Origin of the sequence: Nonomuraea sp. PA05 (assembly GCF_008086045.1) — a bacterium.
In the GTDB taxonomy this organism is placed as follows: Bacteria; Actinomycetota; Actinomycetes; order Streptosporangiales; family Streptosporangiaceae; genus Nonomuraea; species Nonomuraea monospora.
Genome location: NZ_VSEY01000046.1, coordinates 39689 through 54266, shown reverse-complemented (window position 1 = coordinate 54266; position 14578 = coordinate 39689). Strand labels below are relative to the sequence as shown.

The 14578-nt window shown below is 72.1% G+C and carries 12 protein-coding genes; 6 read left to right on the top strand and 6 right to left on the bottom strand.

The annotated features are described in order from the left end of the window. Nucleotides 1-58: 58 nt before the first annotated feature. On the bottom strand, nt 59-3841 hold the full coding sequence (locus FXF51_RS48915) for a LamG-like jellyroll fold domain-containing protein (RefSeq protein ID WP_187414995.1): 3783 nt from the start codon (nt 3839-3841) through the stop codon (nt 59-61). Between the two features lie 116 nt (nt 3842-3957). Then, complete coding sequence (locus FXF51_RS48910) at nt 3958-4419, bottom strand: hypothetical protein (protein WP_262380360.1); 462 nt, start codon at nt 4417-4419, stop codon at nt 3958-3960. Between the two features lie 62 nt (nt 4420-4481). Here FXF51_RS48910 and FXF51_RS48905 point away from each other — a divergent pair, with 62 nt between their 5' ends. The 5 genes from FXF51_RS48905 (at nt 4482) to FXF51_RS48885 (ending at nt 9748) form a co-directional block, all read left to right on the top strand. Next, nucleotides 4482-5363: a proline dehydrogenase family protein gene (locus FXF51_RS48905; RefSeq protein WP_187414994.1), complete on the top strand. Its 882-nt coding sequence runs from the start codon at nt 4482-4484 to the stop codon at nt 5361-5363. 66 nt (nt 5364-5429) lie between these two features. Then, nucleotides 5430-6224, top strand: coding sequence for a pyrroline-5-carboxylate reductase (gene proC, locus FXF51_RS48900; RefSeq protein WP_148441684.1), 795 nt, complete (start codon nt 5430-5432; stop codon nt 6222-6224). A gap of 196 nt (nt 6225-6420) precedes the next feature. Further along, nucleotides 6421-7773, top strand: a complete 1353-nt coding sequence (locus FXF51_RS48895; protein WP_187414993.1) for an efflux RND transporter periplasmic adaptor subunit — start codon at nt 6421-6423, stop codon at nt 7771-7773. Beyond that, on the top strand, nt 7770-8567 hold the full coding sequence (locus tag FXF51_RS48890; RefSeq protein WP_148441682.1) for an ABC transporter ATP-binding protein: 798 nt from the start codon (nt 7770-7772) through the stop codon (nt 8565-8567). The genes FXF51_RS48895 and FXF51_RS48890 overlap by 4 nt, the downstream gene beginning before the upstream one ends. Continuing rightward, the gene (locus FXF51_RS48885; RefSeq protein ID WP_148441681.1) at nt 8564-9748 is read left to right on the top strand and encodes an ABC transporter permease; all 1185 of its coding nucleotides are present in this window, start codon (nt 8564-8566) and stop codon (nt 9746-9748) included. Before FXF51_RS48890 ends, FXF51_RS48885 begins: the two co-directional genes overlap by 4 nt. Before the next feature lie 57 nt (nt 9749-9805). Here the strand turns inward: FXF51_RS48885 and FXF51_RS48880 are convergent, their stop codons facing one another. From FXF51_RS48880 to FXF51_RS48865, 4 genes are all read right to left on the bottom strand, one after another. Continuing rightward, nucleotides 9806-10546, bottom strand: a complete 741-nt coding sequence (locus FXF51_RS48880; RefSeq protein WP_148441680.1) for an ABC transporter permease — start codon at nt 10544-10546, stop codon at nt 9806-9808. Further along, on the bottom strand, nt 10543-11433 hold the full coding sequence (locus FXF51_RS48875; protein WP_148441679.1) for an ABC transporter ATP-binding protein: 891 nt from the start codon (nt 11431-11433) through the stop codon (nt 10543-10545). The genes FXF51_RS48880 and FXF51_RS48875 overlap by 4 nt, the downstream gene beginning before the upstream one ends. Nucleotides 11434-11513: 80 nt before the next feature. Next, entirely contained in the window at nt 11514-12167 is a 654-nt protein-coding gene (locus FXF51_RS48870) for a response regulator (protein WP_148441678.1), read from the bottom strand. After that, nucleotides 12164-13270, bottom strand: a complete 1107-nt coding sequence (locus FXF51_RS48865; RefSeq protein WP_148441677.1) for a sensor histidine kinase — start codon at nt 13268-13270, stop codon at nt 12164-12166. Before FXF51_RS48865 ends, FXF51_RS48870 begins: the two co-directional genes overlap by 4 nt. Before the next feature lie 137 nt (nt 13271-13407). Between FXF51_RS48865 and FXF51_RS48860 the strand changes: the two genes are divergently transcribed. Beyond that, complete coding sequence (locus FXF51_RS48860) at nt 13408-14571, top strand: acetoin utilization protein AcuC (RefSeq protein WP_187414992.1); 1164 nt, start codon at nt 13408-13410, stop codon at nt 14569-14571. The last annotated feature ends 7 nt before the right edge of the window (nt 14572-14578 follow it).

Here is a 14578-nt window from a genome sequence, read left to right as displayed (position 1 = left end):
TGCGCGGACCCCCGGAACGGTGGGCACGTCGCCGGGGGTCCGCCTTTCTGGGGGTGGCTCAGAGGGGAGTGATCATGTCGGTCTGGATCTGGACGGCGTTGAGTGCGCGGTCGTAGATGCGGACTTCGTCGATGAGGCCGTTGAAGTACTCGCCCCAGAGGCTGTTGCCGCCGATGCGCAGGACGCCGTTGTCGGTGCGGATGGGGCCGCCCGCGGCGCGCTGGCTGGTCAGGGTGCCGTTGACGTAGAGGCGCAGGGTGGTGCCGTCGTAGGTGGCGGCGAGGTGAGACCAGGTGTTGAGGGGGAGCGAGGCGGTGCCGCCGGTGCCGACTTCGCCGGTGGTGTGGATGACGGTGTGGGGGCGGTTGCTGTCGCTTCCCGCCGACAGGACGTAGGCGAGGTCGCCGGTGTACTGCTTCATGATCACGGTGCGCCAGCTCGTGACGTTGGCCGGGTTGACCCAGGCTTCGAGAGTCATGCCGGTGGTGAGGCGGAGGCTGGGGGCGTCGGCCACGGTGACCCAGCTTGATGTGCCGTTGAAGGACAGGGCCGGTCCGTACTTGCCGGTCGCCGTCCAGGTGGTGTTGGTGAGCGTGCCGGTGTTGCCCAGGACGTCGGCGACCGTGGAGCCCGCGTTCTCGTTCATCCCGTACGCCGCCACCAGCCCCGGGTTCGACGGGGGCGCGGTGACGGTGGCCGAGACCTCGGCCGAGGACGGGCTCTGGTTACTGGCCGCGTCGAACGCGCGGATCCGGTAGTAGTACGTCCCCGCGGCCAGGCCCGCGTCGGTGAACGAGATGGCCTGCGCCGAGCCCACCTGGTTCGCCCCCGAGGGCGTGAACCCCGGCGTGGCCGACCGGTGCACCGTGTACCCCTCGACGCCGACGTTGTCCGTGGCGGCGGTCCAGGTGAGCTGCGCGCTGCCGGCGCCGCCGGTCGCGGCGGGCGAGCCTGGCGCGGTCGGGGCCTGCGTGTCGGGCTCCGGCGCCGCGCCGATCGGGGTGATCATGTCGGTCTGGATCTGGACGGCGTTGAGTGCGCGGTCGTAGATGCGGACTTCGTCGATGAGGCCGTTGAAGTACTCGCCCCAGAGGCTGTTGCCGCCGATGCGCAGGACGCCGTTGTCGGTGCGGATGGGGCCGCCCGCGGCGCGCTGGCTGGTCAGGGTGCCGTTGACGTAGAGGCGCAGGGTGGTGCCGTCGTAGGTGGCGGCGAGGTGAGACCAGGTGTTGAGGGGGAGCGAGGCGGTGCCGCCGGTGCCGACTTCGCCGGTGGTGTGGATGACGGTGTGGGGGCGGTTGCTGTCGCTTCCCGCCGACAGGACGTAGGCGAGGTCACCGGTGTACTGCTTCATGATCACGGTGCGCCAGCTCGTGACGTTGGCCGGGTTGACCCACGCTTCCAGCGTCATGCCGGTGGTGAGGCGCAGGCTGGGAGCGTCGTTGACGGTGACCCAGCTCGATGTGCCGTTGAAGGACAGGGCCGGTCCGTACTTGCCGGAGGCCGTCCAGGTGGTGTTGGTGAGCGTGCCCGTGTTGCCCAGGACGTCGCCGGCCGTGGAGCCCGCGTTCTCGTTCATGGCGTAGGCGGCCACCAGGCCCGGCGGCGCCTGCACGGCCTCGTACGTGGCCGTGTACGTCGTCGCCGTGGCCGGCGCGACCAGGTTGTGCGTGGCCGCGCCACCGTCCGACCAGGCCTCGAACGCGTGCTCACCCTGCGGCGACGGCGCCGTCACCGAGTTGCTGGAGCCCGCGATCACCGTCCTGGTGAACGGCGCCACCGTCTGCTCCTGGTTGAAGCCGAGCTGGAGGCCGGGAGGGTCGGTCTGGAAGGTGAGGTTCACGGTCCTCGGCTGCAGCAGCACGCTCTCGCTGTCGGTCAGGCCGTGCTCGTCCGTCACCGTCAGGCGGAGCTCCAGGTGCGACGGGTACTCGTGGTCGGGGGCCTGGAAGGAGCCGGACGCGCCGGTGTACCTGGTGATCTCGTGCTCGTGGCAGGCGCCGGGGCAGTGGTGCATGATCAGCGTCCAGGTCATGCGGGAGCCCGGGATCGCGCCTTCCTCGGGGTCGGTGCCCGCGCCGGAGAAGCCGATCGTGTCGCCGACCGCCCAGGTGGTGGCGGACGTGGGGGTGGTGATGGCCGCCGCCGGCGCGGTGTTGCCGACGTTGACGGTGACCGTGGCGTCTCCCTGGCCGCCCTTGTCGTCCTTGACGCGTAGCGCGACCACGTACGAGCCGATCTGTGTGTACGTGCGCGACGGGGTGGCCGAGGTGGAGTCGTCGAGCTCGCCGTCGCCGTCGAGGTCCCAGGCGTAGGTGAGGGGGTCGCCGTCGGCGTCCGTCGAGCCGGCGGCGGAGAAGCTCACCGCCAGCGGGGCGGCGCCCGAGGTGGGCGTGGCGCTGATGACGGCCGTGGGCGGCGCGTTGTTGAAGAGGTAGCGGACGATCGTGCCGTTGTCGTAGTCGACCGCGAACAGGTCGCCGTTCGGGCCGGTCTCCAGCTCGACCGTGCCGATGCCCGTGTCGAACGTGGTCACCGTCGCCGGGTCGGGCTGGCCGTTCGCGCCCTCGGTCATCACCCAGACGCACTTGCGGCTGTAGTCGGAGAAGAACAGGGCGCCGTCGTACGACTCCGGGTACGTGCCGCCCTCGTAGAAGGCGACGCCGCTGGAGGAGGACTGGCCGCCGGGCGTGCAGGTGTCGCCGGGGTAGAGGCGCTGGCCGTGGTTCCAGGCGAAGAACGGCTGCGCGTGCGCGGCGGTGCCGGCCGTGTAGAGGTTCTCGCAGAGGGTCAGGTTGAGGGCGTCGTAGCCGTCCTCCCTGGTGGGGCCCTCGTAGCAGGGCCAGCCGAAGTTGGCCACGCCGCCGGTGGGGTTCGCGATCCGGTTGAGCTCCTCGTAGGTGCCCCAGCCGACCTCGCCGGACCAGATCTCGTCGGTGCCGGGGCGGTGGGTGATGCGGAACGGGTTGCGCAGGCCGTGGGCGACGATCCTGGCGAAGTTGGGGTCGGCGCTGCCGGCGTTCGGGTTCCCGGCGGCAGCAGCCCCCGTGTCCGGATTTATCCGGATGATGGAGCCGGCGAGCCCGGCCGGGTCGCCGTTCGTCCGCACGTCCTGGGAGCGCAGCGCGCCGCCCTCGGCGGCGGGCGGGGTCAGCGCGGTGCCCACCGCGTTCGGCGGGTCGCCGCACGGGTTGTCCGGCACCACGTCCGAGCTGGTCAGGTTGTCCTGGCCGTAGTCGGCGAACTGGAAGCTGGCGCCGTCACCGGCCGAGGCGTAGAGCGCGCCGTCGCGGCCGAACTGCAGGTCGCCCACCGAGTGGCTCGGATACTGCTGGCACCAGTCGGTGATCAGCGGCGTCTCCGCGCCCGAGGTGGAGATGACGGACAGGCGGCCGGTGACGCGGCAGCCGTCCGCGGTCGGCCCTGGCGGCGAGGGGCACTCGTCGAAGTCGTCGTTGGCCAGGCCCCAGCGGGGAGCGGATCCGCCCGGCTCGGCGTCGTAGGAGTAGAGCACGTAGACGCGCGGGTCGGCGGGGAAATTCGGGTGCAGCGCCAGGCCCAGCAGGCCGCGGTCCCAGAAGTCGTGCACCCGGGTGCGCAGGTCGGCGTAGACGGCGGGGGTGGTGTCCGTCAGCGAGTCGAACACCTTGATGTAGCCGCCCTTCTCGGCCACGAACACGCGGCCGTCGGCGGCGAACTCCACGTTGGTCGGGCTGGTGAGCCCGCTGAAGACGGTCTGCTTCTGGAAGCGCTGGGGCAGGGCCACCGCTTGGGGGGCCAGCGCGACGAGACCGGTCAGGATCAGGGCAGCGGAAACTAGGCAGCGTAAGAGCCGTCTCACGGGTTCCCCCATTGGAGCGTGACATCACCCGGGCGCCCCCACGCCATTTGGTGCTTAGATCGATGTATCGCAAGCTATCGATCATTTGTCACTGGGGTTGTCCGCTAGTGGACAGATCAGGACTTCGCGCCGTCCACGATCTTGCGCTTGCCCAGCGATTTCTTAAGCTTGACGGTCGTCGTCTTCTCGACCGCGATCATGATGCACGACACGTTTTTGGCCTTGGGCGAGGCGCCCTCGTACAGGGTGATCGTGACCTTCTTGCTGGTCTCCTTGACCTTGACGCGGTCCAGCACCGTGCACGGCTCCACCCCCGACCACCAGGTGAGCTGGACCTTCTTGCCCTTCGAAACCCCCTTGGCCTTGGTCCAGCGGATCTTGTGGACGTTGATGGCGTCGCCCGTCGGCTTGACCGGCTTCGGATCGCTGCCGGGAGTGGTGGTGACCGGGGCCGAGACCACCGGGTTCGCAGCCGGGGGCTTCTGCGGGACCGAGGTGGAGGCCCGCTCGGCCGGTGGGGCGTTCGTGCCGCAGCCCGTGGCGAGCGCCAGACATCCGGCCAGGAGAGTCGCTGTCATTGTCCGCATACCCATACGACGGATCACAGCGCCCGGCGGTTCAGGTGACTAGTGTGGTGCGCGTGCTCCGACAGGCCATGCTCGCCCTTTCGAAGAGCCGGCGCGCCGAGCGGCTCGTCACCACCTCGCCGTTGACCGCGGACGTGGTCAGGCGCTACGTCGCCGACGACATCGGGGCCGTGGTCGGCGAGCTGACCCGTGACGGGCTGCTGGTCAGCGCCGATCACCTCGGCGAGGAGGTGAGCGACCCGGCCCAGGCCGAGACGGCCGTCGCCACTTACGTCTCGCTGCTCGACCTGCTGCCCGCGGGCTCCGACGTGTCGGTCAAGCTCACCGCGCTGGGGCTGCGGCAGTCGCAGCGGCTCGCGCTCACCCACGCCGCCACCATCTGCGCGGCCGCCGAGGGCAAGGGCGTCACGGTCACGCTCGACGCCGAGGAGCACGACACGATCCCCGGGCTGCACGCCGTGCACGCCGCCCTGCGCAAGGACCATCCCGAGGTGGGGGTGGTCGTGCAGGCGTACCTGCCCGACTCGCTCGACCGCTGCGAGAAGCTCGGCGGCGCGCGCGTGCGGCTGTGCAAGGGCGCCTACACCGCGCCCGGCGCCTACGGCAGGCCCGCCGACATCGACCGCTCGTTCGTCCGCTGCCTGAGGGTCCTCATGGCCGGCACCGGCTACCCGATGGTCGCCACCCACGACCCGCGCCTGCTGCGCATCGCCTCCGCGCTCGCCGTGCTCGACGGCCGCGACATGACCGGCTTCGAGTACCAGATGTTGTACGGTGTGCGCCCCGAAGAGCAGGCACGCCTGGCGGGGCTCGGCGCCCGCGTGCGCGTCTACGTGCCCTTCGGCTCCGACTGGTACGCCTATCTGATGCGCCGCCTGGCCGAACGCCCCCGCAACCTGGCCTTCTTCCTGCGCTCGCTGATGTCGCGCCGCTGATCGGCGGCTCGTCCCGGCCAGCCGATAGGCTGCCAGGCCAGCGTTGACTTCCTCCGAGGGGCCGAAATGATCGCGATTCTGGGCACGGGCAAGATGGGCGAGGCTCTGCTGTCCGGGCTGCTGCGCGCCGGGTTCAAGCCGGGCGACATCATGGCGACCACCCGCAGGTCCGAGCGGGCCGAGGCGCTGCGCGAGACGTACGGCGTGCGCACCGTCTCCAACGCCGAGGCGGCCAAGGCCGCCGACACGCTCATCCTGGCGGTCAAGCCGCAGGACATGGGGACACTGCTGGCCGAGATCGCCCCCTACGTGCCCGCCGAGCGGCTGGTGATCTCCGCCGCGGCCGGCATCACCACGGCGTTCGTGGAGCAGCGGCTGGGGGTGGAGGTGCCGGTGGTGCGGGTCATGTCGAACACGCCGATCCGGTTCGACGAGGCGATGAGCGTGATCTCGGCGGGCGCGTACGCGGGCGAGGAGCACCTGAAGCTCACCGAAGGGCTGCTCAAGCCCGTCGGCAAGGTGCTGCGCATCCCCGAGTCGCAGCAGGACGCGGCCACCGCGCTGTCCGGCAGCGGGCCCGCCTACTTCTTCTACCTGGTCGAGGCCATGGTGGACGCAGGGATCCTGCTCGGCATGCCGCGGGCCGCCGCGCTCGACATGGTCACCCAGTCGATCGTGGGGGCGGCGGTGATGCTGCGCGACTCCGGGGAGCACCCCGTGATCCTGCGCGAGGCCGTCACCTCGCCGGGCGGCACGACGATCGCGGCCATCGCGGAGCTGGAGCGGCACAGCGTGCGCGCCGCCTTCCTGGCAGCCATCGAGGCCGCCCGCGACCGGGGCCGTCAGCTCGCCTCCGGGTGACTCCCGCCCCGGGTCGGCTGCTCGCCTCCAGGTGCCCCAGGCTGGCCCGCGGGGTGCCCCCGGCTGGCCCGCCCGCTCGCTCCCGGATGACTCTCGCCTGAGGGCGTCGGCCCGCCTTCGCGTGATCCCCGCCCTCGGGTGAACGGCCCGAGCGGGCGCTTGTGCGGGTGAGCGGCCTGGCTCCACGATGGGTCGGGTGACGATTCGTTACGGGGCCGCCCCGTTGCTCGTCCTTCTGGCCCTGACCGGCTGCACCTCGCAGGAGCCGCCGACCGTCCAGGTCGCCGGCGTCCAGCGGGGCCCGGTCACCGAGGTCGTCGAGGCGCCCGCCACCATCGGCGCGCGGGCCTCCGCGACCCTGCGCTCGCCCGCCCAGGGCACCATCGCCAAGCTGTACGTCCGCGACGGCGACCGCGTCCGCAAGGGGCAGATCGTCGCCAGGATCCGCTCGCCCCAGGCCGAGGACCAGCTCCGCCAGGCTCGCCAGGCGTCCGAGATGGCCACCCCCGCCCGCATCAGCGCCCCCAGCGTGCGGCTCCCGTCGCTCGACACCGGCGCCTTCGACCGCAAGGTCGCGCGGCACTTCGCCAAGGCCCGCGCGGAGGCCCGCAAGGTCGAGGACAAGCGCACCCGCAGGCAGCTGCTGAACGCCATCGACCTGGCCAGATCCCAGTACAGGGCCCAGACCAGGGCACTGGCCTCCATCACCGCCCAGCTCAACCGCTCTGTCAGCGGCCTCGTGACGGGGGTCACCAGCGGCCTGTCCAACTCCATGGCCTCGTTGCAGGCCGCCTCGGCGTCGCAGGCCAAGGCCGCGGTCAAGGCGGCCGAGCGGACGGTGACCTCGCTGACCGTCAAGGCGCCGTTCGCCGGAGTCGTGACGCTCGGCAGGGTGTCGGGCGGCGGCGGCGTGCCCGGCGGCGTCGAGAGCCTGCTCGGCCAGCTCCCCGGCGGCGGGCAGCAGCTTCCCTCCGTGCCCGGGGGCGGGTCCGCGCAGGGCACACCCGTGGCGGCGGGGGTGCCGGTCTCCGCCGGAGACACGATCGTCACCGTGACCGACGTGTCCGAGCTGACGCTCGATGCCGACGTGGACGAGACGGACGTGCTGCTCGTGGAGGAGGGCGTCGAGGCGGAGGTCGAGCTGGACGCTGTGCCCGGCGCCACGTACGCGGCCGAGGTGACCGGCATCGGCGTCACGCCCATGGAGGGCACTACCGGCGGCGTCAGCTATCCCGTACGGCTCAGGCTCGGCGACGGGACGTTCGACGACGGCTCCGCGGCGCCGACGCCCAAGCCCGGCATGAGCGCGGTCGCGCGGCTGACCGTGCGCGAGTCGCCGTCCGCCATCGCCGCGCCCGCCTCCGCCGTCGTCTCCAGCGGGCGCGAGAGCGTCGTGTGGGCGGTCAGGAACGGCGTGGCCCAGCGGCGCGTGGTCAAGCTCGGCGCCCAGGGGGACGCCGTGGTGGAGGTGCTGAGCGGGCTGTCCGTGGGGGAGCGGATCGTGGTGCGGGGCGCGGACTCCGTACGGGAAGGGCAGCGGCTGCCATGACGGGCCCCGCGGCCATCGAGGCGGTCGAGCTGACCCGCCGCTACCAGCTCGACGGCGTGGCCGTCGAGGCGTTGCGCGGGGTGTCGCTGCGGATCGGGCGGGGCGAGTTCGCGGCCGTCGTCGGGCCGTCGGGGTCCGGCAAGTCCACGCTCATGCACCTGCTCGGCTGCCTCGACCGTCCCTCGTCCGGCGTGCTGAAGGTGAACGGGGTGGACATCTCGCGGCTGTCGGACGGGGAGCTGGCCGAGCTGCGCAACCGGACGATCGGGTTCGTCTTCCAGTCCTTCCACCTGCTGGCCAGGACGACCGCGCTGGACAACGTGGCGCTACCGCTGGTCTACCGGGGGCTGGGCAGGGCCGAGCGGCGGGCCAGGGCGCGCGCGGCGCTGGAGTCCGTGGGGCTCGGGCACCGCCTGCACCACCGGCCGTCGCAGATGTCCGGCGGGGAGCAGCAGCGGGTGGCCATCGCCAGGGCGCTGGTCGGGGAGCCCAAGGTGCTGCTGGCCGACGAGCCCACCGGGAACCTCGACACCAGCAACGGGGCCGAGGTGATGGCCATACTCGACCGGCTGAACGAGGCGGGCGGCATGGCGGTGGTGCTGGTCACGCACGAGGCCGAGGTGGCCGCCCACGCCAGGCGGCAGATCCACGTCCGGGACGGCGTGATCGAACGGGACGACGGCCCGAGCCAACGGGACGGCGGCCCGAGCGAGCAGGACGGCGGCCCGAGCGAACGGGACGGCGGCCCGAGCGAACGGGACGGCGGCCCGAGCGGGCAAGGCGGCGGCTCATGAGGGGCGGTGAGGCGCTGGCCATGGCGCTGGAGGCGCTGCGCGTGAATCGGCTGCGCAGCGTGCTGACCATGCTGGGCGTGATCATCGGCGTGCTGGCCGTCGTCATCCTGGTCGCCATCGGCACCGGCGCGAAGGACGAGATCGAGCGGCAGATCTCCGGCCTGGGCACCAACATCATCCTCGTCGTCCCCGGCCGCATCAGCCTCGGCGCCGCCCCCACGCAGAGCAAGCTGGGCCTGGCCGACGTGGCGTACGTGCGGCGGGTGGTGGGCGACCCGTCCAAGGTGACGGTGTCGCTGCAGTCGGGCGAGACCGTACGGGTGGGCAGGACCGAGGCGTTCGTCACCGTGATCGGCACCGATCAGAACCTGGTCAACATCTTCGAGCGGCCGGTCGCCAAGGGCCGCCCGCTGAGCGAGACCGACGTGGACACCCGGCGCAGGGTGGCGGTGCTCGGCTCGGAGGTGGCCGACCGGCTGTTCGGCGAGCTGGACCCGATCGGGCGGCAGGTGACGGTGGCGGGGGCGCGGTTCCGGGTGGTCGGCGTGTACGCGACGGTGGGGCAGACGTTCGGGCTCTCCCGCGACCAGGAGATCCACATCCCGGTGACGACCGCGCAGCGGCTGCTGGGGATCGAGCGGATCAACGGCATGGCGGTGGGCGCGTCAGGGCCGGAGGAGATCGACCCGCTGTCGGACCGGGTGACGGCGGCGCTGCGGGACCGGTATCCGGGCGAGCAGTTCTCGGCGGTCACGCAGACCGCGCTGCTCGGGACCGTCGGCAGCGTGCTGGGCATGCTCACCGGCGTGCTGGCGGCGATCGCGGGCATCTCGCTGCTGGTCGGCGGGGTCGGTGTGTCGAACATCATGCTGGTCAGCGTGCGCGAGCGGACCAGGGAGATCGGGCTGCGCAAGGCGCTGGGGGCCAGGCAGCGCGACATCCTGGCGCAGTTCCTCATCGAGGCGGTGCTGCTGACGACGATCGGCGGGCTCATCGGGATCGTGCTCGGGGTGGGCGGCTCGCTGACGATCGCGGCGCTGACGGAGGTGCCCGCGTCGATCACGTGGTGGTCGATCGCGCTGGCGTTCGGGGTGTCGGCGGCGGTCGGGGTGTTCTTCGGCGTGGCGCCGGCGCGCAGGGCGGGCCGGTTGGACCCGGTGATCGCCCTGCGCGCCGAATGAGCCCAGAACCCGCCGTCGGGCGTCGCGGCGCCGTGAACGCCGCCCGCCGCGTGGGCGTCAGGCGTCGCGGCGTTGCATGAGGATCGCGCCCGCGATCGTGGCGACGGCGACCCAGGCCACGTACACGCCGAACCCGCTCCACGGCGTCAGCGACCCGCGCCCCTCCCCGGCGACGAGCAACTGCCCGGCGTTCGTGGTGAAGTACTCCGCGACGACGCTGCCCCACTGTCCGGGAAGCTGGTTGGCCACCTGCGGCAGCACCAGCATGAGCGCGATGGCCGCCACGATCGCGCCGGGCGTGTGCCGTACGAGTGTCCCGAGCCCCAGCCCGAAGAGGCCGCAGGCGGTCAGGTACAGGGAGGAGCCGATCAGCGCCCTGACGACCTCGCCCGCCGCGAGGTCCGGAGGCTGGGTGAAGGCCAGCCCGACGCCGATCGCGGCGGCGGAGGCGAGCGCGGAGACGACCAGCGACGTCGCGCCGAACACGAGGAGCTTGCCGGTCAGCAGGCTCATCCGCCGGGGCACGCTCATCAGCGAGGTGCGGATGCCGCCGGTGCGGTACTCGCTGGAGATCACCAGCACGCCCAGCGTGGCGATGGCGAGCTGCGCGAACATGACCCCGAGCAGGCTCGCGGCGAGCGCCTGCCCGGCCGGGACGGGCCCGTCGGCGGTGCCCTTGACGGAGGCGCTGAGCAGTGCGGACAGGCCCACCATCAGCGCGACGGTGGCCGCCAGCGTCCACACCGTGGAGCGCACCGAGCGGATCTTGGTCCATTCGGACCTGAGGATGTCGATCATGCCGAGAACTCCAGACTGTCCTTGGTCAGCTCCATGTAGGCCGCCTCCAGCGAGGGCTGCACGAACGTCAGCTCCTCCAGCGGGATGCCGGCCCTGGCCGTCAGGGTGCCGATCTCCAGCGTGCTCATCGCGGTCACCCGCAGGTGGTCGGGGTGCGGCTCGCCGACCTTGACCAGCTCGGCCACCTCGGCCAGCCGGGGCGAGCGGACCCGCACGTACCCCTGGGAGCTGCGGCCGATGAACTCGCGCACGCTCGTGTCGGCGATCAGCCGGCCCTTGCCGATGACGATCAGGTGGTCGGCGGTCTGCGCCATCTCGCTCATCAGGTGGCTGGAGACGAACACCGTCCGCCCCTCGGCCGCCAGCTTGCGCATGAACGTGCGGATCCACAGGATGCCGTCGGGGTCGAGCCCGTTGACGGGCTCGTCGAACAGCAGGATCTCCGGGTCGCCGAGCAGCGCGGCGGCGATGCCGAGCCGCTGCGACATGCCCAGCGAGAAGCCGCCGACCCGCCGCTTGGCCACCTCGCGCAACCCGACGATCTCCAGCACCTCCTCCACGCGGGGGGCCGGGATGCCGTTGCTCTGCGCGATGGCGAGCAGGTGGTTGCGCGCGCTGCGCCCGCCGTGCACGGCCTTGGCGTCCAGCAGCGCGCCCACCTTGCGCAGGGGGTGCCGCAGCTCCGCGTACGGGCGCCCGTCCACCAGCACGGACCCGCCGGAGGGGCGGTCGAGGCCGAGGATCATGCGCATGGTGGTCGACTTGCCCGCGCCGTTGGGGCCGAGGAAGCCGGTCACCTGACCGGGCTCGACGTCGAACGACAGGTCCGCGACGGCCGTGGTGCCGCCGTAGCGCTTGCTCAGGTTCGTTGCTCGAATCGCGGTCATGATCCAAGCGTGCCGCCGCCCCCGCCGGTTTTCTTCCTGCCAGGGAACCGTTCGCCGGGCGGCGGGGTAGGACCGTGGTCCTACTCTCCTGGGTGGATCAGCGCCGCCTCGTATGCGATGATCACGGCCTGCGCGCGGTCCCTGACGCCGAGCTTGGCGAACAGGCTCGTCACGTGGTTCTTCACGGTGGAGGGGGAGACGGCCAGGCCGGCGGCGATCTCCGCGTTGGACCGGCCGCGGGCGATCAGCAGGAGGATCTCCCGCTCGCGCTCCGTCAGCCCGGACAGCTCGGCGGGCGCCGTACGCGGCGGCGTGGTGCGGACGAACGTGCCGATGAGCCGGGTGAGCAGGCGCGGGGCGACGGCCGACTCGCCCCGGTGCACGACGCGGACGCCCTCGATCAGCTCCTCGGGGGAGACGTCCTTGGGCAGGAACCCGTCGGCGCCCGCCCGCAGCGCCGCCACCACGTTCTCGTCCAGGTCGAACGTGCTCAATGCGAGCACCCGCACGCCGGGCAGCTCCGTGGTGATCAGCTCGGTCGCGCGGACCCCGTCCATGCCGGGCATGTGCAGGTCCATCAGCACCACGTCGGGGCGCAGCCGCCTGCTCAGCTCGACCGCCTGCTCGCCGTCCGCGGCCTCGCCGACGACGGCGATGTCGGGCTGCGCGTCGAGCATCAGCTTGAAGCCCGTGCGCACGAGCGCGTGGTCGTCGGCCAGCAGGACTGCGATCATGCCTTCTCCAGGGGTAGCCGGGCGTGCACGCGGAATCCGCCCTCGGCGCGGGGGCCGGTGGAGAGCTGGCCGCCGCACAGCGCCACCCGCTCGGCCATGCCGCCGAGGCCGAAGCCCGGCGTGCCGCCGTCCTTGGGCAGGCCGTCGTCGAGCACCTCCACCTCCACGGCGGAGCCCGCGTAGGCCAGGCGCACGCTGGCCCTGGCGCCGACCGCGTGCTTGCGGGTGTTGGTGAGCGCCTCCTGGACGATCCGGTAGACGGCGTGGTCCACGGCGGCGGGCAGCTCGACGGCCTCCCCCGTCACGGTCAGGTCGGCGGGCAGGCCCGCTGACCTGGCCTCCTTGATCAGCGCGGGCAGGCGGTCTGCGCCCACGCCGGTGGAGGCGTCAGGGCCGTCGTTGCCGTCGGCCCTGAGCACGTCCAGCAGGCGGCGCATCTCCGACATGGCCTGGCGGGCGGTCTGCTCGGCGCTCTCCAGGGCGTCCCTGGTGACCTGCTGTTCCGGTGGGAGGGTGGCGCGGGCACCGCCGACCAGGGCGTTGATGACCGTGATGTGGTGCGCGACCACGTCGTGCAGCTCCCTGGCGATGCGCCGCCGCTCGTCGCGCACGGCGGCGTCGGCGGCCTCACGCCTGCCGCGCTCGGCCAGCTCGGCCCTGAGCCGGACGAGCTGGCCGAGGCCGACGGGCAGGACGACCGTGAACAGGGCGGCCAGCCAGGCCGCCTGCATGGGGGTGGCGAGCTCCAGCAGGAGGGTGTAGAAGAGCCAGGCCGCCGCCGAGGCGATGGCGGTGGCGCGGCCGGGCGTGAAGCGGCTCAGGCTGTAGAGGGCGACGGGCGTGGCGACGTTGAGGCCGTCGACGAGGCCGGTCACGATGCACACCGCGTCCACGGCGGCCACCACGGCCATGGTGGTGATCGGCCGGTTGCGGCGCATGAGCAGCGGCAGCACGGTCAGCACGTAGTGCACGTTGCCGAGGGCGAGCCGCATGTCGCCCAGGATCATCACGCCGATGGCGCCCAGGATCGACGGGATGATGAGCACGATCACCAGCGTCCGGTCGGAGACCTCGGGACGCTGGAAGAAGCGAACGATCTTCATGAAGGTCCGTGCCACGCGCACGATCCAAACCCTATTCCAGGAAATGTCGGTGTTTACGGCGTTGAGCCCGGGCTACAAGGAGGCGTCTGCCCTGCGGTAACGTCGGCGCAAGGCGAGGGACACGCGGAGGGGTTGGCATGAGCCGGTCGGCACGGGTGATCTGGGACGACGCTCTCACCTCCTATAACTTCGGCCCGAGCCATCCACTGCACCCCGTGCGGGTGGAGCTCACCATGGCGCTGGCCCGCGACCTCGGCGTGCTCGACAAGGTCGAGATGAGCGGCTGCGACCCGGCGGGCGACGACGAGCTGGCCCTGGTGCACGACCGCGGCTACATCGAGGCCGTCAAGCGGGTGTCGGCCAGCGGCCGGCCCGACCTGTCCGCCGGGCTCGGCACCAGCGACAATCCCGCGTTCGCCGGCGTGCACGAGGCGTCCTCGCTGATCGCCGGGGCCTCGCTGGCCGCCGCCCGCGCGGTGTGGGAGGGCGCGGCCGAGCACGCGATCAACGTCGCGGGCGGGCTGCACCACGCGATGCCCGCCTCCGCCAGCGGGTTCTGCGTCTACAACGACCCGGCGCTGGCCATCGCGTGGCTGCTGGAGCAGGGCGTGAGCCGCGTCGCGTACGTGGACGTGGACGTGCACCACGGCGACGGCGTCCAGACGGTCTTCTACGACGACCCCAGAGTGCTGACGATCAGCCTGCACGAGAGCCCGCGCACGCTGTTCCCCGGCACCGGCTTCCCCGAGGAGACCGGGGCCGACGGCACGGCCGTCAACGTGGCGCTGCCGGCCGGCACGGGCGACTCCGGCTGGCTGCGGGCCTTCCACGCGGTGGTGCCGCCGCTGCTGCACGAGTTCGGGCCCGAGATCCTGGTGACGCAGCACGGCTGCGACAGCCACGCGCTCGACCCGCTGGCCAACCTCATGCTCAGCGTGGACGGCCAGCGGGCCGCGTACGCGGCGCTGCACCGGCTGGCCCACGAGACGGCGGGCGGCCGGTGGATCGCCACCGGCGGCGGCGGTTACGAGCTGGTGCAGGTGGTGCCGCGGGCGTGGACGCACCTCATCGCCGAGGTGTCGGGGCACCCGGTCGATCCGGCCACGCCGACCGGGCAGAACTGGCGGCAGTTCGTACGGGAGCGGACGGGCGAGACGCCCCCGCTGACCATGACAGATGGCCGAAACCCGGAATTTCGCGACCTGTCCGGTGGTTATGATCCAGCGGACCCCATTGACCGTGCGGTCATGGCGACCCGAAACGCGGTGTTCCCCCTGCACGGCCTCGATCCGATGCCCTGACTGAGGC